17 protein-coding genes and 2 pseudogenes are annotated in these 20,371 nt (G+C 59.0%); 12 read left to right on the top strand and 7 right to left on the bottom strand.

Annotated elements, in window-relative coordinates; genetic code table 11:
- Position 1 precedes the first annotated feature (1 nt).
- The 5 genes from ACOKCT_RS10600 to ACOKCT_RS10580 all read right to left on the bottom strand — a co-directional run bounded on the left by ACOKCT_RS10600 (position 2) and on the right by ACOKCT_RS10580 (position 5,177).
- Positions 2-472 carry a YhcH/YjgK/YiaL family protein gene (locus tag ACOKCT_RS10600; protein WP_103179562.1) on the bottom strand — a complete coding sequence of 157 codons (471 nt, stop codon included), beginning with the start codon at positions 470-472 and terminating at the stop codon, positions 2-4.
- Entirely contained in the window at positions 469-1,638 is a 1,170-nt protein-coding gene (locus tag ACOKCT_RS10595; protein ID WP_420193465.1) for a sialidase family protein, read from the bottom strand. Before ACOKCT_RS10595 ends, ACOKCT_RS10600 begins: the two co-directional genes overlap by 4 nt.
- Position 1,639: 1 nt before the next feature.
- On the bottom strand, positions 1,640-3,052 hold the full coding sequence (locus ACOKCT_RS10590) for a sodium:solute symporter family protein (protein ID WP_103179564.1): 1,413 nt from the start codon (positions 3,050-3,052) through the stop codon (positions 1,640-1,642).
- Between the two features lie 77 nt (positions 3,053-3,129).
- On the bottom strand, positions 3,130-4,014 hold the full coding sequence (locus ACOKCT_RS10585) for a dihydrodipicolinate synthase family protein (RefSeq protein WP_156654460.1): 885 nt from the start codon (positions 4,012-4,014) through the stop codon (positions 3,130-3,132).
- 17 nt (positions 4,015-4,031) lie between these two features.
- Positions 4,032-5,177: an iron-containing alcohol dehydrogenase gene (locus tag ACOKCT_RS10580; protein WP_103179566.1), complete on the bottom strand. Its 1,146-nt coding sequence runs from the start codon at positions 5,175-5,177 to the stop codon at positions 4,032-4,034.
- A 169-nt stretch (positions 5,178-5,346) separates the two neighbouring features.
- Here ACOKCT_RS10580 and dtnK point away from each other — a divergent pair, with 169 nt between their 5' ends.
- The 3 genes from dtnK to ACOKCT_RS10565 are packed head-to-tail and all read left to right on the top strand — an operon-like array spanning position 5,347 to position 8,309.
- Positions 5,347-6,567, top strand: a complete 1,221-nt coding sequence (gene dtnK, locus ACOKCT_RS10575; protein WP_420193464.1) for a D-threonate kinase — start codon at positions 5,347-5,349, stop codon at positions 6,565-6,567.
- Positions 6,560-7,546 carry a D-threonate 4-phosphate dehydrogenase gene (locus tag ACOKCT_RS10570; RefSeq protein ID WP_103179568.1) on the top strand — a complete coding sequence of 329 codons (987 nt, stop codon included), beginning with the start codon at positions 6,560-6,562 and terminating at the stop codon, positions 7,544-7,546. The genes dtnK and ACOKCT_RS10570 overlap by 8 nt, the downstream gene beginning before the upstream one ends.
- A 1-nt stretch (position 7,547) precedes the next feature.
- Entirely contained in the window at positions 7,548-8,309 is a 762-nt protein-coding gene (locus ACOKCT_RS10565; RefSeq protein WP_103179569.1) for a DeoR/GlpR family DNA-binding transcription regulator, read from the top strand.
- A gap of 3 nt (positions 8,310-8,312) precedes the next feature.
- On the opposite strand, the gene ACOKCT_RS10560 is transcribed toward ACOKCT_RS10565, so the two are convergent.
- The gene (locus ACOKCT_RS10560) at positions 8,313-9,257 is read right to left on the bottom strand and encodes an L-lactate dehydrogenase (protein WP_103179570.1); all 945 of its coding nucleotides are present in this window, start codon (positions 9,255-9,257) and stop codon (positions 8,313-8,315) included.
- Positions 9,258-9,409: 152 nt separating this feature from the next.
- Between ACOKCT_RS10560 and ACOKCT_RS10555 the strand changes: the two genes are divergently transcribed.
- Positions 9,410-9,892 (top strand): GNAT family N-acetyltransferase, encoded by a 483-nt coding sequence (locus ACOKCT_RS10555; RefSeq protein WP_156654461.1) that lies wholly within the window; start codon positions 9,410-9,412, stop codon positions 9,890-9,892.
- Here the strand turns inward: ACOKCT_RS10555 and ptrR are convergent.
- On the bottom strand, positions 9,846-10,724 hold the full coding sequence (gene ptrR / locus ACOKCT_RS10550; RefSeq protein WP_103179571.1) for a putrescine utilization regulator PtrR: 879 nt from the start codon (positions 10,722-10,724) through the stop codon (positions 9,846-9,848). The genes ACOKCT_RS10555 and ptrR overlap by 47 nt on opposite strands.
- Before the next feature lie 99 nt (positions 10,725-10,823).
- On the opposite strand from ptrR, the gene sad reads away from it, so the two are divergent.
- From sad to ACOKCT_RS10510, 8 genes and pseudogenes are all read left to right on the top strand, one after another.
- Positions 10,824-12,206 (top strand): succinate-semialdehyde dehydrogenase, encoded by a 1,383-nt coding sequence (gene sad, locus ACOKCT_RS10545; protein ID WP_420193463.1) that lies wholly within the window; start codon positions 10,824-10,826, stop codon positions 12,204-12,206.
- Positions 12,207-12,373: 167 nt separating this feature from the next.
- On the top strand, positions 12,374-13,951 hold the full coding sequence (locus ACOKCT_RS10540; protein WP_103179573.1) for a methyl-accepting chemotaxis protein: 1,578 nt from the start codon (positions 12,374-12,376) through the stop codon (positions 13,949-13,951).
- A 63-nt stretch (positions 13,952-14,014) separates the two neighbouring features.
- A pseudogene (gene glsB, locus ACOKCT_RS10535) lies at positions 14,015-14,802 on the top strand (glutaminase B); the annotation flags it as partial.
- 1 nt (position 14,803) lies between these two features.
- Positions 14,804-14,941: glutaminase (locus ACOKCT_RS10530; protein ID WP_420193515.1), on the top strand; the 138-nt coding region annotated here is incomplete at its 5' end.
- A gap of 162 nt (positions 14,942-15,103) precedes the next feature.
- Positions 15,104-16,555: a GGDEF domain-containing protein gene (locus ACOKCT_RS10525; protein ID WP_180209973.1), complete on the top strand. Its 1,452-nt coding sequence runs from the start codon at positions 15,104-15,106 to the stop codon at positions 16,553-16,555.
- Between the two features lie 181 nt (positions 16,556-16,736).
- Positions 16,737-17,728, top strand: a pseudogene (locus ACOKCT_RS10520) (diguanylate cyclase).
- Between the two features lie 51 nt (positions 17,729-17,779).
- Entirely contained in the window at positions 17,780-18,745 is a 966-nt protein-coding gene (locus ACOKCT_RS10515) for a sensor domain-containing diguanylate cyclase (protein WP_103179577.1), read from the top strand.
- A gap of 166 nt (positions 18,746-18,911) precedes the next feature.
- Positions 18,912-20,363, top strand: a complete 1,452-nt coding sequence (locus ACOKCT_RS10510) for a tagaturonate reductase (protein ID WP_420193462.1) — start codon at positions 18,912-18,914, stop codon at positions 20,361-20,363.
- Positions 20,364-20,371: the final 8 nt, after the last annotated feature.

Here is a 20,371-nt window from a genome sequence, read left to right as displayed (position 1 = left end):
ATCACCCCTCCAGCAGCGCGCGCGGCACTTTAAACACCGCCTTACGCACGGTCATGGGTTCATCCACGGCACACAGCGCCTGATGGGGTTCCCCGGGCAGAAACACCGCAAAATCACCGGCGCGCAGGGTGATACTCACCGGATGCACCGCACCGGGAGCGATAAAGAGATCCGGCTTGCGCTCCTCGTCGTTTGCCTGGGCCAGCGACTGCATGCCGGCGTTAATGATCTCTTCGCCGTCCAGCACCACCTGAATATCGGCCCACTGATGGTGATATTCGGTATGGCGCTGCGCCTGCGGCTGGGTCTGCGCCGGGCCGATATGGCAGAACCACGGGCAGCCTTCCGGCTGCCAGCGTCCATCATCCCGGGCAGCAAGTGCCGCCAGGGTGCACTCGGGGCGACGGAGGATCTCACTGAGAGCGCAGGGCAGCCCTGCCAGCGGCAGGGCGTTAAGGTGACCGATAATCATTGTTGCGACTCCTTCACCCATTCCGGCGATACGCGTACATATTTGATCGCCTGACGGAAATATGTGTAGGCGATATGCAGCGTACCGTCGGAGCTCTGCTTGATGCTGGGATAGGAGAACTCACGATTGAGCTTCTCCAGCGAGTTGTTGGTCATGCAGTAGCCGTCGCCTTCATCGAGATTACGCTGCCAGGGCCAGCTTTTCCCGCCGTCGTTGGAGATCGCCACCGTCATCGGCGCGCGCGGTGCGCCCCAGAACGCGGCGCGGCCATCGGTCACTTCCGGCTCTTTACGCCCGTCGCCGTCGTCGATCTCGTCATACAGCGAGGCGCGGCGTTCCAGCGCTCCCGCGGCGCTCATGTGGTTAAACACCAGCGCCAGCTCGCCGCTGGCAAGGGTGGTGACCTGAATCGACGAGTTGTTGTTCGGCAGCTCAGCCGGCTCCGGCACCGACCAGCTTTCGCCGTTGTCCAGCGACTGGCTGATGTAGATATTATCCGCCCAGCGGCTGCGGTAGAGCGCCACCAGATTGCCGTTTTTCAGCGCCGTAATGTTCATGTGCACGCAGCCCAGGCTCTCCGGCACCTCGACATCGCGCCAGCTTTTCCCCTGATCTTCAGAGATTTTCACCGCGCTGATGTCGTCATTACCCACCCATTTCTCACCCGGACGGGTGCGGCAGTAAAAGACCGGCAGCAGCCAGTTGCCGTTATCCAGCACCACGATCGGCTGGCGAATAAAGGTGCCGGGCTTATCGAGCAGGGTGGCGATCTCCCCCCAGCTTTTGCCCAGATCCTCAGACTTGCGGTAGCGCACGATGGCGGTATCCTGGTTGCCGGAGATCTGCGCGGTCCACAGCAGCCACAGCACGTTGTCCGGGGCGAGGAACAGGACCGGGTTCTGCTCTGAGCGGCTGGCGTCGTCGGAGAGCTTCACCGCCGCGCTCCACTGATTGCTGCCGGGGGCCAGGCGCGACCCCCACACCGAAATATCAGCGATCCCTTCCTGGGTGCCGCCGAACCAGACGCACATCAGGGTGCCATCCGGCAGCGGCAGCAGATTGGCTGCGTGGTTCTGCGGGCAGGAAGAGGGCAGCATCGCCGTTTCCACGCGGGCATCCTCTGGCTGCGGGCGAACAATCCCGTCACGGGTTACGGTTACAGACATATCAAACTCCATTATGTTGAACAGGGGCATGCGCTTTGCGATCCGCTTTATTCGGGATGATGCGGTCGAGAACCATAATCACCGCCGGGGTGATCAGCGCGATGTACATATTGTTAATACCAAACGGGTCGCCCAGCAGATACCACAGCGAGGTCATCACGCAGGCGCCAATCAGGCCGGCGTTGGCACCGCGGGTGCTTTTGAAGAACGGAGCGTAGAAGGCGATCACCGCCACCACCGAAATCGACAGACGAATGGCGCGGGTGAAGAACGACAGCTTCAGCACTTCCGGTACCAGCAGGACGAAGATCAGCGGCAGGAAGCCAATCAGCAGCGACAGCCAGCGGGTCGCTTTAAACTCCTGCTCCGGGGTCGGGTTGCGGTAGGGTACATAGAAATCTTTCACCACCAGCGAAGCGATAGCCAGCGCCACGGTACTTACGCTGACGAAAATCGAAGCCACAAGTGACGTTGTCACCAGACCGGCCAGCCACGGATTCATATCCTGCAGGAAGATCGGCATGGCGTAGAGGCTGTCGATCTCCGGGTGCAGATACTTCGCCGCCACGCCAATCACCGCAATCGCCAGGGCAATCGGCAGGCAGAAGAAGAAGGCGACCCAGGTGGAGCGTTTGGCCGACTTCACATCTTTAGTGGATGAAATCGCCTGGATAACAAACTGGGTACAGAAGATGGAGCCGATGGTGCCAATCAGCCAGGCAAAGATGGTGCTGGCGCCGATGTTGCCGTCCCAGGTCCAGTAGTAGCTCGGCATCTGCTCAATCATTGGCGTAAAGCCGCCGGTTTTAGAGAGCGCGAAGCCCATGATGATCAGGATGCCGAAATATTTCAGGGCGCTGTGCAGCAGCGTCACCCACGCCACCCCCTTCATGCCGCCAAAGGCGAAGTAGAAGGTACTGACAACCGCGGTAATAAAGGCTGCCACCGGCAGGTTGACCTTCAACACGGTGGAGATCGCCGCCGCGCCGGAGACATAGTTGCCGACGTTTACCAGCAGCAGGGCGTAGATCATGATGATGGAGATGATGTTTTTGGTGCTGGTGCCGTACTTCTCGGCAATCGCCCCGGAGATGGTGATTTTGCCGGTGTTATAGATGCGCTTCACCAGCAGCAGGCCGAACAGTGGGAAGCCGATGGCTGCGCCAATCACTGACCAGGAGGCGGCAAAACCATCCTCGAACGCCGCCTGGGCGGTCCCGATGGTGGACTTGGCGCCGATATATTCAGACATCAGCAGGATCCCGACGATAAAGGCCGGCATCGCCCGGGAGCCTTCCATAAAATCACCGGTGTTTTTACTGCGTAACCGGAAGGTCAGCCAGGTGGTAAACAGAATGTAGACAATCACGATGCCTACGATGATCAGGGTATCTTCAGCGGTAAAATTGTTCATCTTTGCCTCTCTTCAGGGCGTAGGAAACCTGGGCACACCTGGTGCCCGGTATTCTTATGGACGAAATCAAACGCCGGTTACTGCAGTGACTTCGTCACTATCTGGCGGATCTGTTCAGTCTGTTGCGCATCGAAAGCCACCGCGTAGCGGCTTTCACCCACCTCTTCGCCCATCACCTGCAGCGCTTTTTTTACCGCCGCCGGAGAGAAGGCCACTTTATACAGATTCGTGCGCAGTTCGGTCACGCCATCCTGCGCCCGACGCGAGCCCTCAACATCGCCCGCATGGAAACGCGTCCAGATGGCGTTGATCGCCTCCGGCGCCACGTTCGCCAGCCCGGAAATACAGGCCGAACAACCTTCAACATAGCCCTGATGGATGAGCGAGTCGGGGCCGTTGAGCACGTCGAAATCGTCGATATCCGCTACGGCTTTCAGGAATCCGCTCAGGCTCTCGTAGCTGCCTGCGCTATCCTTAATGCCGATGATATTCGGGTGTGAAGCCAGCACCCGCGCGGTCTGCGGCTCAATGGTATTGCCGGTGCGCGCCGGAATGTTGTAGAGAAATACCGGCACTGTCAGGGCATCGGCGATAGCGGTGTAGTGGGCGATCAGTTCCGCCTGGGTTAAAGGTACAAACCACGGGGTGATAACCGAGACGGCATCCACCCCCAGGGATTCGATCTGCTTACCGAGACGAATAGTGGCGCGGGTGGAGATCTCCCCGATATGCGCCACCACCGGCGCACGCCCGGCGACCTCCTCCACGCAGGCGCGGGTGACGGCCACTTTTTCCTCTTCGGTCAGCACGAAAAACTCCCCGTTGGTGCCGCCACAGAAAATGCCATTACCCGCCGCCAGCTGACGCTGGATCTGGCGTTTCAGCCCCGGCAGATGCAGGGCGCCATCCTCGGTAAAGGGGGTGACGATCGCCGTCAGCACGCCTTCAATCTTGTTACGCATTGTTCACTCCTTCGATATTAACGTTCGGGGAACAGGGTCTGGTAAATACCCTGCACCTCGGCATGGCTGACCTGACGCGGGGCATTGTTCATCAGGCGTTTTACGTTCAGGGCGGCATCGCTCAGCGAAGCGATATCATCCCGCGGGACGCCCAGCGTCTCGAGGTTGTCCGGGAGGTTGAGGCGGCGCACCAGGGCAGCAAACCACTCCACCAGCGCGTGGGATTTCGCTTCCACCGACAGGGAGGTATCGGCGCCAGGCACCAGATCCCACACCTGGGCAAATTTTTCTACCGCGTCCGGGCGCACCACGCGCATGCAGGGCGCTAACAGGATGGCGTTCGCCACCCCATGCGGCAGGTGATATTTCCCGCCCAGCGGATAGGAAAGGGCATGCACCAGATGGGTTCCGGCATGGGCGATGGCCACGCCGCCGTAGTAGGATGCCCACAGCATTTCGAGCTTCGCCGCCAGGTTGTGCGGCTCGGCGCAGGCGGTTTCGATGTTATTGACCAGCTTGCGCAGACCTATCAGCGCTGCGTTATCGCTCACCGGGTTCGCGACGGTGGCGGTAAAGCACTCGATCAGGTGGCACAGGGCGTCGATCCCGGTCGAGGAGGCGATGTGCGGCGGCATGCTGGTGGTCAGTTCCGGCAGCAGCGCCACGTAATCGGGCAGCAGTACCGGGGAGATGATGCCGATTTTGGTGCTCTGCTCGGGTATGGCGAGGATCGCGTTCGGCGTAGCTTCGGAGCCGGTACCGGCGCTGGCCGGGATCAGCAGCGATGCAAGGCGCGTGTTGGGTTTTTCACCCGCCAGCAGCGCATCCAGACCCGGCGAGGCCGGATGGCACAGCACGGAGAGCAGTTTCGCTACATCCAGTACGCTGCCGCCGCCTACGCCCACCACCAGATCAAAAGCGGTATCGTTGATGTCAGCCAGCAGAGCGTGAACGTCGTGATGCGTGGGCTCTGGCGGCACGCGCTCAATCACGCTGACGCTGCGGTTATCGGCTTCCAGCAGGGCGCGGATAGCGCGGGCGGCCTCCAGACGGGCGATATTACCGTCGGTGACCAGTAAAAGGCGCGACTTGCCTGCCAGCAGGGGCGCGAGGGCCGGGATCGCACCCGCACCGCTGATTATCGTACTGTTAATGGTTAACACATTGCTCTCCTGTTGCTGTGTCTGTGATTGATTTCGCTCAAAACAGGCAATCACAGTCATCGTGTCTCTAAATTTATAATTTATTCGCAAACTGAATAACTTGATCTTGCTCACATATAATCAATCATGATTGAATATAATCATTAACAGGAACGACGAACCTTTGGGGATGAACGTGAACAACCTGAACAGAGAGATCGTGGTGATCGCTGACGACTTTACCGGTGCCAACGATGCGGGGGTGAGCCTGGCGCTAAGCGGCAAAAAAGTCAGCGTGGCGTTTCAGACGCCTTTTACCGACGACACCGATGCGCTGGTTATTAATAGCGATAGCCGGGCGATGAAGGCATCAGAGGCGGCTGAAAAACTGACGCGGTATGCGACCGACGTTCACGCGGCCAAATGGCTGATTAAGAAAATTGACTCAACGCTTCGCGGCAACCCGGGCGCTGAAGTGGAAGCGCTGCTGAGGCTTAGCGGTAAGGGCCAGGCGATTATCGCCCCGGCATTTCCGGCCGCCGGGCGCACCACCGAAGAGGGCCTCTGCCTGGTGAACGGCGTGCCGGTGACGGAGACCGAGTTTGCCAGCGACCCGAAAACCCCGGTGCGCCACGCGCAGGTAGCGAAGGTGCTGGCGGAGCAAACCCGGCTTAAAAGCAGGGTGGTCACGCCGGTGGAACTTGCCACGGCGCTCACGAGCGATGCGCGTCTGGTGATTGTGGATGCGCAGACCGACGCGGAGCTGGATCAGATTATCAACACGGCGTTTGCCTGCGATGAAAAGCCGCTGCTGGTGGGCTCTGCCGGGCTGTGCGATGCCCTGGCGCGCCGTCTTGCCACGCCGCGCCAGCTGCTGGCGGTTATCGGTTCGATGAGCGAAATTGCGCAAAAGCAGATCCAGCGCGTGCGCGGGCAGCACAATGTCAGCACGGTATTAATTGATATCAATGATGTGTTTAACGGGACGATGGCGGGATACCAGCAGCAGATCGCCCGGGCGCTTGCGGCAGGCCAGCACTGCGTGGTGCATACCTGCGCCGACACCCAGGCGCGGCATCAGATAGAGACGCTCTGCCAGCAGCGCGGATTAAGCCGCGCGGCGCTGGGGGAGACCATCAGCGCCTTTCTGGGTGCGCTGACGCGTAATGCGCTGGAGACCCGCCGCCCGGCGGCGCTCTATGTCTCCGGAGGCGATGTGGCGATGGCGGTTGCCAGCGCGCTCAACGCACAAGGTTTTGCCATTCGCGGACAAGTGGCGCAGTGCGTGCCGTTCGGTCGTTTTTTGGGTTGTCGCTGGCAGGGGCCGGTTATGACCAAAGCGGGCGGTTTTGGTACTGAAACCACGCTGCTTGAGGTTTTGCATTTTATCGAGGAGAAGATGAGTGACTAATATCATTGCTGTAACGATGGGTGACCCGGCGGGCATCGGCCCGGAAATTATTATCAAATCCCTGACCGAGGGTGAGCTCTCCGGTGCGCCCGTCGTGGTGGTGGGGTGCGCCCGCACTCTGCAACGGGTGCTGGAGAAAGGCATTACCGCCCCGGCAGAGTTACGTGTGATTACCCGCGTCAGCGAGGCGCAGTTTGGCCCGGCGATCGTTAACGTGCTGGATGAGCCGCTGGCGGAGCCCGAGGCGTTACAGCCAGGCGTCGTGCAGGCGCAGGCGGGGGATCTGGCCTACCGCTGCGTGCGTCGCGCCACCGAGCTGGCGATGGCGGGGGAAGTGAAAGCCATTGCCACCGCGCCGCTGAACAAAGAGGCGCTGCATCTGGCGGGCCACCACTATCCGGGCCATACCGAACTGCTGGCGCACCTGACCGACAGCAAAGATTACGCGATGGTGCTCTATACCGATCAGCTGAAGGTGATCCACATCACCACCCATATCGCGTTGCGCAAATTCCTTGATACCCTCAACCAGGATCGGGTAAAAACCGTGATTGGCATTGCCGATACCTTCCTTAAGCGGGTGGGCTACACCAATCCGCGTATTGCGGTGGCCGGGGTTAACCCGCACGCCGGGGAGAACGGTCTGTTTGGTGACGAAGAGATCAAGATTGTCGGCCCGGCCGTTGAGGCGATGAAGGCGAAGGGGCTGAATGTGTTCGGGCCGTGTCCGCCGGATACGGTGTTTATGCAGTGCCACGAAGGCATGTACGACATAGTGGTGGCGATGTATCACGATCAGGGCCATATTCCGTTAAAATTACTCGGTTTTTATGACGGGGTGAACATCACCGCCGGGCTGCCGTTTATCCGTACTTCAGCTGACCACGGCACCGCATTTGACATTGCGTGGACAGGTAAAGCGAAGTCTGAGAGCATGACGGTTTCTATCCAGTTAGCGATGCAAATCACACGGGAATAATATGAAGGGATATAGCCGGTTAGAACAGATAATGGACTACCTGAAAGGGCACAATCTGGTGACAGTGGATCAGCTGGTGGCGGCAACGGATGCCTCGCCTGCGACCATTCGCCGGGATCTGATTAAGCTCGATCAGGAGGGGGTCATCAGCCGCACCCATGGTGGCGTGACCCTGAACCGGTTTATCCCCTCCCAGCCCACCACCAGTGAAAAGATGCAGCGCAGCCTGGCGGAGAAACACGCCATCGCCTGCGCCGCCGCCAGTTTTGTTAAAGCCGGTGACGCGGTGGTGCTCGATGCGGGCACCACCATGATTGAACTCGCGCGCCAGCTGACCCATCTGCCGCTGCGCGTCATCACCAGCGATCTGCATATCGCCCTGTTTCTGTCAGAGTTTAAGCAGATTGAGGTGACGATCATTGGCGGGCGCATCGACGATTCCAGCCAGTCCTGCATTGGCGAGCATGGCCGCCGCCTACTGCAAAATATCTGGCCGGATATCGCCTTTGTCAGCTGTAACGGCTGGGATCTGGAGCGCGGCATTACCTCTCCGACGGAAGAGAAAGCGGCGCTGAAGCGCGATCTGATTGCCAACGCCCGACGCCGCGTACTGCTCGCCGACAGCACGAAATATGGCGCCTGGTCGCTGTTTAATGTGGCGCACCTCAACTCCCTGACCGATATCGTCACCGATAAACGTCTGGATGAGAATGTGCAGCAGACCTTAAGCCAGCTGGATGCCACGCTGACCTTAGCCCCTTAAGGCTCAGGGCAGGCGGGCGATATTGGCCTTAATCACCTCTACTGAATGGCGGAACTTCTGCTGCTCCTCTTCCGCCAGTTTTAATTCAATGATCTGCTGGACGCCGCTCTGGGCCAGCACCGCGGGCACGCCAATCGCTACCCCATCAACGCCATACTCACCCTCCAGAATGCAGGAGATCGCCAGCGCCCGGTGGCTGCCGGTGAAGATATTGCGGCAGATTTCAGCGATAGTGGCGGCGATGCCGTACTCCGTGCAGCCCTTGCGGGCGTAGATCTCAAAGCCCTGTTTGCGCACGCGTTCGGCCAGCTCGTCAAAATCCAGCGTCTGGCCGGTATGGCGTTGATACACCTCGGCAATGGGTGAGCCATATACCGACGAATGGGACCAGACCGGGAACTGCGTATCGCCATGCTCGCCCAGGATAAAGGCATCGATGCTCTGGGCGCCGATATCCAGCGCCTGCGCGAGGGTACGACGCAGACGGGTGGTATCCAGCCAGACGCCGGTGCCGATTACCTGATTACGCGGCAGGCCGGAGAGCTGCCACACCTGCCAGGTGATGATGTCGCACGGGTTGGTGGCAATCAGAAAGATGCCGTTAAAGCCGCCCGCCATCATCTGCGGGACAATGTTCTTCACAATGCTGGCCGTGGCGGTTAATTCATCCAGCCGCGTCTGTCCTGGCTTCAGGGCGCCGCCGGAGACGGTGATCACCGCGATATCCACATCGGCACAGTCGCTCACCTCGCGGGTGGAGATGCTCATCATGCCGGGCATATAAGCGGCAGCATCCGCCAGATCCCAGGCGTGGCCTTCACTGCGGGCGTGGTTAATATCCACCAGCAGCAGCTCTTCGCAGATATTTTGATTGAGCAGGGCATACGCCGCAGAGGTACCGACATTTCCGGCACCGATAATCATCACTTTACGGGCTTTGGTGTTCATTGTTTTTCCTGAAATTTAAACCGGCAATAAGCACCAAACTAACGCTGCCGGGGCAGGTGGCGCAATGGTCAGGCGCAGCTATAAGTTAAAAATATGCCGTTGCGTTTGTCGGCCAGCGTTATGGTGGAGAAAAACGACAAAAGGAGCCTGCCATGTATTCCATTACCTCTGAATCCCCCGCCCATCCCGACATCATTAACCTGATTGCCGCCCTGGACCGTTACCAGAGCGCGCTCTATCCGGCAGAGAGCAACCATCTGCTGGATCTGACCGGGTTGCCCGACCACGCCCTGATAATGATGGTGATCCGCGATCGCCAGCTTAACGCCGTCGGCTGCGGGGCGATCGTGCTGAACGGCGATGGCAGCGGCGAGATAAAGCGGGTCTATATCGATCCGACCCATCGCGGACAGCGGCTGGGTGAAACGCTGCTGGCGGCGCTGGAAGATGAAGCGCAAAGCCGGAGCTGCCACAGCCTGCGGCTGGAGACGGGGATCAAGCAGCTTCCGGCCATCCGGCTCTATGAACGCTGTGGCTACCAGCTGTGCGAGGCGTTTCCTCCCTATGCCCCCGATCCCCTGAGCCTGTTTATGGAGAAGCTGCTGGTGGCTGACCTTCGTTTAGCAGCGCTATAAACGCTTCCAGTTGCCGGGTCATCGCGCCCCGGCGCCATACCAGCCAGGTGGTGAGCCAGCGCCAGTTTTCCGCCAGCGGCCAGGCAGCCACCTGGTGATGTCCGGGCATACTTTCCAGCATTGAACGGGGCATCAGCGCAATGCCCGCCCCGGCAATGACGCAGGCCAGCATCCCGTGATAGGACTCCATTTCGTGGATGCGCCCTGGCGTGGCGCGATCCGCGTGAAACCAGCTCTCGAAATGGCGGCGATAGGAGCAGTTGGCGCGAAAGGCATAGATATCGTGCCCGCTGATGTCGGCGGCCCGCGCAACCTCTGGATGACCGGCAGGCACCACCAGCATCATCTCCTCCCGGTAGACCGGCATGCCCTCCAGTTCCGGGTGGTTTAATGGCCCGTCCACAAAGGCCGCGCTCAGCGTCCCTTCCAGTACCCCGTCAATCATTGTCCCGGAAGGGCCGGTCGCCAGCGCAAACTGAATGCGCGGGTAACGCTGGTTAAACTGCGCCAGCGAGGCCGGGATGCGCACCGCCGCGGTGCTCTCCAGCGACCCGAGGGTAAACAGTCCCTGGGGTTCATCACCGGCCACCACCATCCGCGCCTCATCCACCAGGGCGAGGATCTGTCGGCTGTAGCGTAAAAAATTATGCCCTGCGGGTGAGAGGCGCAGCCGCTGGTTCTCGCGGATGAATAGCGCCACACCAAGATCGGCCTCCAGCTGTTTGATGCGGGTGGTCAGGTTTGAGGGCACGCGATGCACTTTCTGCGCGGCCTGGGTAATGCTGCCGGTCTGGGCGACGGCGTTAAACATCTCCAGCTGGGTCAGATCCATATCGTTCTCGTTTCGTGAATAAGGTGGTTATTATTATTCATTTTTAAGAAATAGCAGATCGCGCCACACTGTAGCAACTGTTAATACACGGAGCCGATCATGACTACACCTTCTGCTACCCATGCCCTGTCCATTAACCCGGCAAACGGCGAAACCCTGGCTGTCTGGCCGTGGGCGACCGTCACCGAGGTTGAACATGCCCTTGCACAGACCGATACCGCCTTTCGCCTGTGGCGCAACGTGCCGGTGGCGACGCGTGCGCAAAAGCTACGCGATCTGGGCGCCGCGCTGCGCAATCGTGGCGAAGAGATGGCGCAGATGATCAGCCGGGAGATGGGCAAACCCATCGCCCAGGCGCGTGGGGAGGTGGCGAAATCTGCCGGGCTGTGCGACTGGTATGCTGAACATGGCCCGGCCATGCTCAATACCGAGGCAACCCAGGTAGCGGACGCGGTGATTGAGTATCGTCCGCTGGGGCCGGTGCTGGCGGTGATGCCGTGGAACTTCCCGCTGTGGCAGGTGCTGCGCGGTGCGGTGCCGATTATTCTGGCGGGTAACAGCTATCTGCTGAAACATGCTCCGAACGTGCAGGGTGCCGCGAACCTGATCGCGGCAATTTTTACCGATGCCGGATTCCCGCAGGGGGTGTTTGGTCAGTTGAACGCCACTAATGACGGGGTAAGCCAGATGATCGCCGATCCGCGCATCGCCGCGGTCACCGTGACCGGCAGCCTGCGTGCCGGGGCCGCCATTGGCGCCCAGGCCGGGGCGGCGCTGAAAAAATGCGTGCTTGAACTGGGCGGTTCCGATCCCTTTATTGTCCTCAACGATGCCGACCTGGATCTGGCGGTAAAAGCGGCGGTGACCGGACGCTATCAGAATACCGGGCAGGTGTGCGCGGCAGCCAAGCGCTTTATCGTCGAGGCGGGTATTGCCGATGCGTTTAGCCGTCGCTTTGTCGAGGCCACCGCGGCCCTGAAGATGGGCGCGCCTGAAAACGAAGAGAACTACCTTGGTCCGATGGCGCGTTTCGATCTGCGAGACGAGCTGCATCAGCAGGTGCAGGCGACGCTGGCCGAAGGGGCGACCCTGCTGCTGGGCGGCGAGAAGATTGCCGGGGCAGGGAACTACTATGCGCCGACCGTGCTGGGGAATGTGACTCCAACGATGACCGCGTTTCGTCAGGAGCTGTTTGGCCCGGTAGCGGCGATTAGCGTAGCAACCGATGCCGATCACGCGCTTGCCCTGGCTAACGACAGCGATTTTGGGCTTTCGGCGACACTCTTTACCGCCAATCCAGAGCTGGCCGACCGCTTTGCCCGCCAGCTTGAGTGCGGCGGGGTGTTTATCAACGGCTACAGTGCCAGCGACGCCCGCGTGGCGTTCGGCGGGGTGAAGAAAAGCGGATTTGGCCGGGAGCTGTCGCACTTTGGCCTGCATGAGTTCTGTAATGTGCAGACGGTGTGGAAAGACCGGGTTTAACTTTGCTTCCATTGTTCCGCCGGGTGGCGCTGCGCTTACCCGGCCTACAAAACCCGCAGGCCCGTGCAAGCAAAGCGCTGCCTGGCGCCTGTCATCATTCTGAAATAGTTCTGTCATTTTCACTGCGTAGACTCGCCCACGTCTAAGTCCTTGTTAATGAAGAAATCATGAACTTAATGCAAATTTTTCGCCGCATTACTCCCCGGAAGTTTGGTTTGCTGGCGGGGATCTTCTGTATCATCGGCCTCTTTTCCGCGCTGCAAATCTCTTCATCGGTCTTACTTTCCGTCTCCCTGCGCGATGCCCAGCGCAACGAACAGCGCAACCAGATGGCCTGGCTGCAACAGGCAAAGGTCGATCAGGCCCGCATCTCGTTGCTGGCAGCAAGCGATCTGCTTAACCGTGCGGGAGTTTATTTTATGCAGGATAAAGAGACCGGATCCGACGGCAGCTGGCACAGCCTGATGGATGAGGCGCAACAGGCGCTACGTGATTCTCAGCAGGCCTGGCAGGCGTGGCAGGCGATGCATCCGCCACGGGATGAAGCACTGCTCAACAGCTACCAGTTGTTTTTCGACGCTATCCGTGAGCAGGCCGACGGACTGGTCAACGGTCAATCGATCGATGCCTTCTTTGCCGTACCTGCCCAGGCGTTTCAGGCCGATTTTAATGACAACTATGCCCGCTATCAGCAGGCCAGCGCCCAGCGCGCCACGGAGGGGCGGCAGCGGCTGACGGCCAGTCTCTCCGGTCTGCAATCACTCTTTCTGCTGGCCCCGGTTGTTCTGCTGGGGATTGCGGTTGCGGTGTGGTTTGCCATGTCCCGCTGGGTGATCGTCCCGCTGCGTCGTCTTATCGCCCATATTAATCTGCTGGCGGCGGGGGATCTCTCTTCACCGCTACCCACCGTGACCCGGTTTAACCGCGAGATTGCGCAACTAGGCGGTAGCGTGGAGACGCTGCAACAGGGCCTGCAACAGCTGGTGACCCAGGTCAGCGAGGCGACCACCTCGATGGTGACCAATATTGGCTCGCTGGCGCAGGGCAATCAGGATCTCTATCAGCAGTCTGCGCGTCAGGCGCAGGAGTTGAAAGAGGTGACCGCGCATATTGCCGCGCTGGAAACCCACGTCGAGGGAAACAGCGGCTATGCAAAACTGGCAAGCTCACGGGCGGACGAGGCGCGGGAGATGGCGGCAGGGGGAGACCGGATGATGGAGACGGTCAATGCCTCGATGGCGGCCATCGTGGAGCGCTCTTCGGAGATGCGCGGCATTGTGGCGATCATCGATAATGTGGCGTTCCAGACCAATATTCTGGCGCTGAACGCGGCCATTGAAGCGGCCCACGCCGGCAACCAGGGGCGTGGATTCGCCGTGGTGGCGCGGGAGGTGGGGCTGCTGGCGCGTAAAAGCAGTCACTCGACCCAGACCATCCAGCAGTTAATTAACCACTCGTTGCAGGGCATTGAGGATGGCTCGAAAGCCGTCACCCGGCTGGAGGATAACCTCCAGCAGGTGATTGGCCTGGTGGGTAATCTCTGCAGTCTGCTGAATGAGATCTCCGTTGCCACCCTCAGCCAGGGCGAGAGTATTCACCGTATGACCAGCCAGCTCCAGGCGCTGAACCAGGTGGCTCGCCAGACCGATGCGCTCGTCAACACCGCCTCCGAAGCCTCCCAACGGCTCCATGATGAATCGGGCCTGCTGTTGCAGGCTGTCTCGCGGTTCCGACTGCCTGCCTGACGCCATCCATCAGCCTCTGTTATACTCGCAGGCCGTTTTAGGCCTGTGAGCAAGGAGCAACCGATGGCTGCGAACATCAATAATCAGATGCTGGACGCCATTCTGGCGCAAGTACGTCCCCTGTTGGGCAAGGGTAAAGTCGCCGATTACATCCCGGCGCTGGCCTCGGTCAATGGCAACAAACTCGGCATTGCCATCACTACGGTGGACGGGCAGCACTTTCAGGCCGGTGATGCCACAGAGCGTTTCTCCATTCAGTCGATTTCGAAAGTCCTGAGCCTGGTGGCGGCGATGCGTCAGTATGACGAGGATGAGATCTGGCAGCGGGTGGGGAAAGATCCCTCCGGTCAGCCGTTCAATTCGCTGTTGCAGCTGGAGATCGAACAGGGCAAACCGCGTAATCCGTTTATTAACGCCGGGGCGCTGGTGGTATGCGACATGCTGCAAAGCCGCCTGAGCGCACCGCGCCAGAGAATGCTGGAGATCGTGCGTCAGCTCTCCGGCGTCAGTGATATCGGCTACGATTCCGCCGTTGCCCGCTCGGAGTTTGAACACTCGGCGCGCAATGCGGCGATCGCCTGGCTGATGAAGTCGTTCGGCAATTTCCATAACGATGTGTCAACGGTGCTGCAAAACTACTTCCACTACTGCGCCCTGAAGATGAGCTGTGTCGAACTGGCAAATACGTTTCTTTTTCTGGCTGCTCAGGGTTATGCCCCGCATCTGTCCGAGCCCGTTGTCACGCCGATGCAGGCCCGGCAGGTCAATGCGTTGATGGCGACAAGCGGGATGTATCAGAATGCCGGTGAGTTTGCCTGGCGGGTGGGGCTGCCTGCGAAATCGGGGGTTGGNGGCGGGGTAGTGGCGATCGTGCCTCACGAGATGGCGATTGCGGTCTGGAGCCCTGAACTGGACGACGCGGGGAACTCCCTGGCGGGCGTCACGGCGCTGGAACACCTGACTCAGCAGCTGGGGCGTTCAGTCTATTAAGCACTGCCTGTGCCGTCTGGCTGACGGCACAACTGATAAGCACTGCTAACTGGATGATGATAGTTATCCCCTTAATGTGATATACATTAATACTAAACTTTTAACATTCATCCGCGTGGATGTGTATTCAATGTTAAAAGCAACCCTATGGATTGATATTGCATGTCTTCTGCTTACGCCAGAACATTCACACTTTTTCAGCCGCACAGTCCGTTCCGAAACGCGGCGGGAATAGTGGTATTGACCACGCTGTTCTATTTTATCGGCGCGCAGCTTCGTCTGATGGAGTCGCTGTCGATGTTCTGGCCGCTGAATGGCGTGATGGCAGGGGTGTTTGCCCGCTACGCTTACCTGAACCGGCCTCGCTATTACGTGATGTCCTATATCGCCATGCTGGTATACGACGCCATCACCACCGACTGGGGCATCTCCTCGCTGGGTATTAACCTCTCGAATATGGTGTTTATTGTCACCGTAGCCCTGTTGGTCCAGCGCGACAAGCGACTGAAAAATCGCACCCCGGATCCGGTGAATGCCCTGCGGCTGTTTAACTATTGTCTGGTGGCTGCGCTGCTGAGCGCCCTGCTCGGAGCGGCGGTGGCGGGCGGGGTGGACAGTCGCGCCTTCTGGCCGCTGGTCGCCGACTGGTTTAGCGAACAGTTTTCTACCGGGGTATTAATTGTTCCCTGTATGCTGACCATGACCTGGCCCACGTTCAACCGGGCCATAGGTGCCAGCCATTTGATGCCGGTGGTGTTGCTGATTATCTCGGTGATGGCCTCGGTCGCAATCGGCGGGGCCGGTGCGCTGGCGTTTCCGCTGCCGGCGCTGATCTGGTGTGCGGTGCGCTATTCGCTGCCGGCAACCTGCCTGTTGACCTTTGTCACCGGGACAGTGGAGATCACCCTGATTGGCAACTCCATCATCACCATCGTGGCAACCACGCCGCTCACCACCCCGATGATGTTCTCTGCCCGTCTGGGGATCGCTACCCTCGCAATCTGCCCGGTTATGGTCTCGGTCAGCATGGCGGCGATCAATTCCCTGATCCGCCAGGTTTCCCTGCGTGCCGATTACGACTATCTGACTCAGGTTTACTCCCGCTCCGGGCTGTATGAGGCGCTTAAAAATGTTGAAGGGAAGCGCAAAAGCCCGCGGCTGACCGTCATGCTGCTGGATATCGACTATTTCAAAAGCATCAACGACAACTATGGTCACGAATGTGGCGATACCGTCCTGGCCGCTTTTGCGCGCAAAGTGCAGGAGACGGTGGGCAACGCAGGGCTGGTGGCGCGAATGGGCGGCGAAGAGTTTGCCGTGGTGGTGAACTCCGCTTCAGCCGGGCAGGCATATGCTCTGGCGGAGCGTATTCGTACCACGGTTGAACAACATCCCTTTAACTGGCGGGGGCAGACGCTGTTTTTAACCGTCAGTATTGGTCTGGGCAGCGGAAGGTCGGAGCCGTCACAGCTCACAGAGGTGTTTAATCGTCTGATGACAGAAGCGGATGATTATCTGTATCGCTCGAAAAAAGCAGGTCGAAATCGTACCAGCGCCCGAATGACAGAGATAAAAACTACCGAACAGGCGGCAGCGCCTTCGGAACAGCTGTAATCGTTTGCCAGGGCGCGACCACGCCCTTCACAATATATTCACGAAACTGATAAATGCCTTGATACAAAATTTCAACGTCAATAATATAAAAGGGTGATTATATCGGAAAAATCGTGTGATGAACGGAACTGACAGACTCAGTAAATCCCCTCGCGTGCCTGGCAGTCGGTTTATCAAACGCATGTATCTGATGCGAATGCTTGGAACCTTCCTCTGCTTTATCCCTGTTCTCTCCGTCCTGCTGGAACAGCAACGTTCCGTCTGGCTTATGGGATTGCTGGCTATAACGCCTTTGTCTGGCCAACCCTGGCCTGGTGGCGCGCCCGGCGTTCTCCGACGCCGCTCTTTACCGAACATCAGAACCTGGTTTTAGACGCCGGGGCAGGCGGCTTCTGGATCGCCATGATGGCGGTCAATCCGCTGCCTTCCGTCGCCATTGCCACTATCTTACTTGCCGACCGGCTGGCGGCGGGTGGCTTCCCGTTGATGAAAAAGGCCGGGGCGGTGATGGTGGCGGTCTTTATGGGGAGCTGGCTGGCGCAGGGAATGGCGCTGGTGCCGTGGGTGTCGCAGCGCACTCTCTATGCCACGCTGCCGTTGATTGCTATCTATACCGTGGCGCTCAGCGTGCTCACCAACACTATCGCCGTGCGGCTGCGCTTTAAATCACGCGAGCTGGAGCGTATTGCGATGATGGATCCGCTGCTGGACATTGCCAACCGGCGTCTGCTGGAGGAGCGTATCGATCATGAGCTGCATAAATTGCAGCAAACCTGCCACGATTCGGCGCTGATGTTTATCGATATCGATAACTTTAAAGAGGTCAACGATCGCTACGGCCACAAGGTGGGAGATATGCTGTTGGTGACAGTGTCACAGATTTTGCATATCGCCAGCCGTCAGAGCGACACCCCGGCGCGACTGGGTGGGGACGAGTTTGTGATCCTGCTGCCCGATACCACCCTCGACGAAGCGCGGATAGTCGCTACCCGCATTATGGATGCGGCAGCGATTATCAGTGACGTCGCGGAAGAGGCGGTCCATTGCACAATGAGTATTGGCATTGCCTGCGCCACCCGGGAGATGGGAAATGTTACGGACTGGTTACAGGCTGCCGACGCCGCACTGTATCAGGCGAAACGCGATGGTAAAAACCGCATATTTGCCCACTAACTGGCCTCAGTATGCGCTAAGCTTTTAAAAAGCCTGACGTCCGGAGTCTGTATGAAATCACCCTCACTACCCAACAATGAAGCAAAGCGTCTCAGTGCCTTGCGTGAATCCGGGCTGCTTGAACCAGAAGATCACCCGACCTACGCGCGTATAACCCGGCTGGCAAGACGCGTGTTTGGCGTGCCGGTGGCGATGATCAATCTGGTTGACGAGCACGTTGTGGTCGTTAAATCCACCGATGGTGGCGACCCGACCAGCCTGCCGCGAAATCTCTCTTTTTGCGGCCATACCGTCCTTAGCGATGCACCACTGGTGATCCCCGATACCCTTGACGATACCCGCTTTGCCGATAACCCCCTGGTCACCGACGATGATCCTATCCGCTTTTACGCGGGTTATCCGCTGCGTCTGCCCGGTGGGGCCGCGGTGGGATCGCTCTGCATTATCGATCACTATCCACGCCCTTTTTCGCCTTCTGACATTGAGGCGCTGGCCGACCTGGCGGCACTGGTGGAAGCGGAGTTTGCCGCCGCCAGCGCCAGTATCACCGACCCGCTGACCGGGCTCTACAACCGCCGGGGCTTTCATCATCTGGCGACCTATGCCATTCGCGCTGCCCGCCGTCGGGCTGAGCCTTTAACCCTGGCCTGGCTGGATCTCGATCGTTTTAAGCAGATAAACGCCCGGTATGGCCGCACAGATGGCGACAACGCCCTGAAGGCGATGGCCGGTCTGCTGAGCTCCACCTTTCGTGAAGCCGACGTGCTGTCGCGCTACGGCGGGGATGAGTTTGCCATCTTGTTTGCGAACAGCGACGAAAAGGGGGCATGGATCGCCATGCAGTTTTTAACCGAACAGGCGGCGAACTGGAACGAGCATGCCGAATATCCGTGGGCGCTATCCTTTTCCTGGGGCGTGCGCGAGTTCGATCACGACCGCGACGATCTCAAGAGCTGGCTGACCACTGCCGACCAGATGATGTACTCCATGAAACAGCAGCGAGGTACCGGATGTTGAGAAGGGAGAAGTAAACCCCGCAGGCGTTCTGGTCTACAAATTCATATAGATCCTGTCACAATTCACACTGGAATTGATCAAAACCGGGGTTCGTGGTCGTAAAGTTTGATAAGTTATCGTACCAATCTTATCAGGCTGTATGACTAATCATTACAAGGACCCCATTGTGAACACACTAAACCGTCGTGATTTTCCCGGTGCTCTCTATCCTGAACGTATCATCCAGTTTGGTGAGGGCAACTTCCTGCGTGCGTTTGTTGACTGGCAGATCGATCTGCTTAACGAGCATACCGACCTGAACGCCGGTATTGCGATTGTGCGCCCCATCAAAAGCGATTTTCCGCCTTCGCTGAGCACCCAGGACGGCCTGTATACCACCATCATTCGCGGCCTGAACGAGCAGGGCGAAGCGGTCAGCGACGCGCGTCTTATCCGCTCGGTGAACCGTGAGATCAGCGTTTACGATCAGTACGATGAATTCCTGAAGCTGGCGCATAACCCGGAGATGCGCTTTGTCTTCTCTAACACCACGGAAGCGGGGATCAGCTATCACGCCGGGGATAAGTTTGAGGATGCGCCTGCGGTCAGCTATCCGGCAAAACTGACCCGCCTGCTGTTCGAGCGTTTCAGCCATTTCAACGGGGCCGCCGATAAAGGCTGGGTTATCGTGCCGTGCGAATTAATTGACTACAACGGTGACGCCCTGCGTGAGCTGGTACTGCGCTATGCTCAGGAGTGGGCGCTGCCTGCGGCCTTTATCCAGTGGATCAACGACGCCAATACCTTCTGTTCCACCCTGGTTGACCGTATCGTCACTGGCTATCCGCGCGATGAAGTGGCAGAGCTTGAAGCCTCTCTGGGCTATCACGATGCCTTCCTCGATACCGCTGAACACTTCTATCTGTTTGTGATCCAGGGGCCAAAATCGCTGGCACAGGAGCTGCGTCTCGATAAGCTGGCGCTGAACGTGCTGATTGTTGACGACATCAAGCCATACAAAGAGCGCAAAGTGGCGATCCTCAACGGCGCACATACCGCGCTGGTGCCGGTGGCATTCCAGGCGGGGCTGGATACCGTGGGTGAAGCGATGAACGACACCGAAATCTGCGCCTTTGTCGAAAAAGCGATTCATGCAGAGATTATTCCGGTGCTGGATCTGCCGCGCGATGAGCTGGCCTCGTTTGCCAGCGCGGTAACGGGCCGTTTCCGCAATCCGTATATCAAGCATCAGCTGCTGTCGATTGCCCTGAACGGCATGACCAAGTACCGCACCCGCATTCTGCCGCAGCTTCTGGCGGGGCAGCAGGCCAGCGGCAAACTCCCGGCGCGTCTGACCTTTGCGCTGGCAGCTCTGATCGCCTTTTACCGTGCGGAACGTAACGGCGAAAGCTATCCGGTGCAGGATGACGCGCACTGGTTAACCCGTTTCCAGCAGCTGTGGACCCAGCATCATGACCAGCAGATCAACACCCGCGAGCTGGTGACCGCGGTGCTGAGCGTCAGCGAGCATTGGGAGCAGGACCTGACCCAGGTGAGCGGGCTGGTAGAACAGGTTGCGCAGGATCTGGATGCCATTCTGCATCAGGGCATGCGCGCCGCCGTCAAACCGCTCTGCTAAGCCATGGA

Source organism: Leclercia sp. M-A074-M (genome assembly GCF_965195605.1).
Taxonomy (GTDB): domain Bacteria; phylum Pseudomonadota; class Gammaproteobacteria; order Enterobacterales; family Enterobacteriaceae; genus Enterobacter.
Note: the sequence above shows the minus strand (reverse complement) of the source record. Positions and strands in the feature narration are given on the sequence as shown.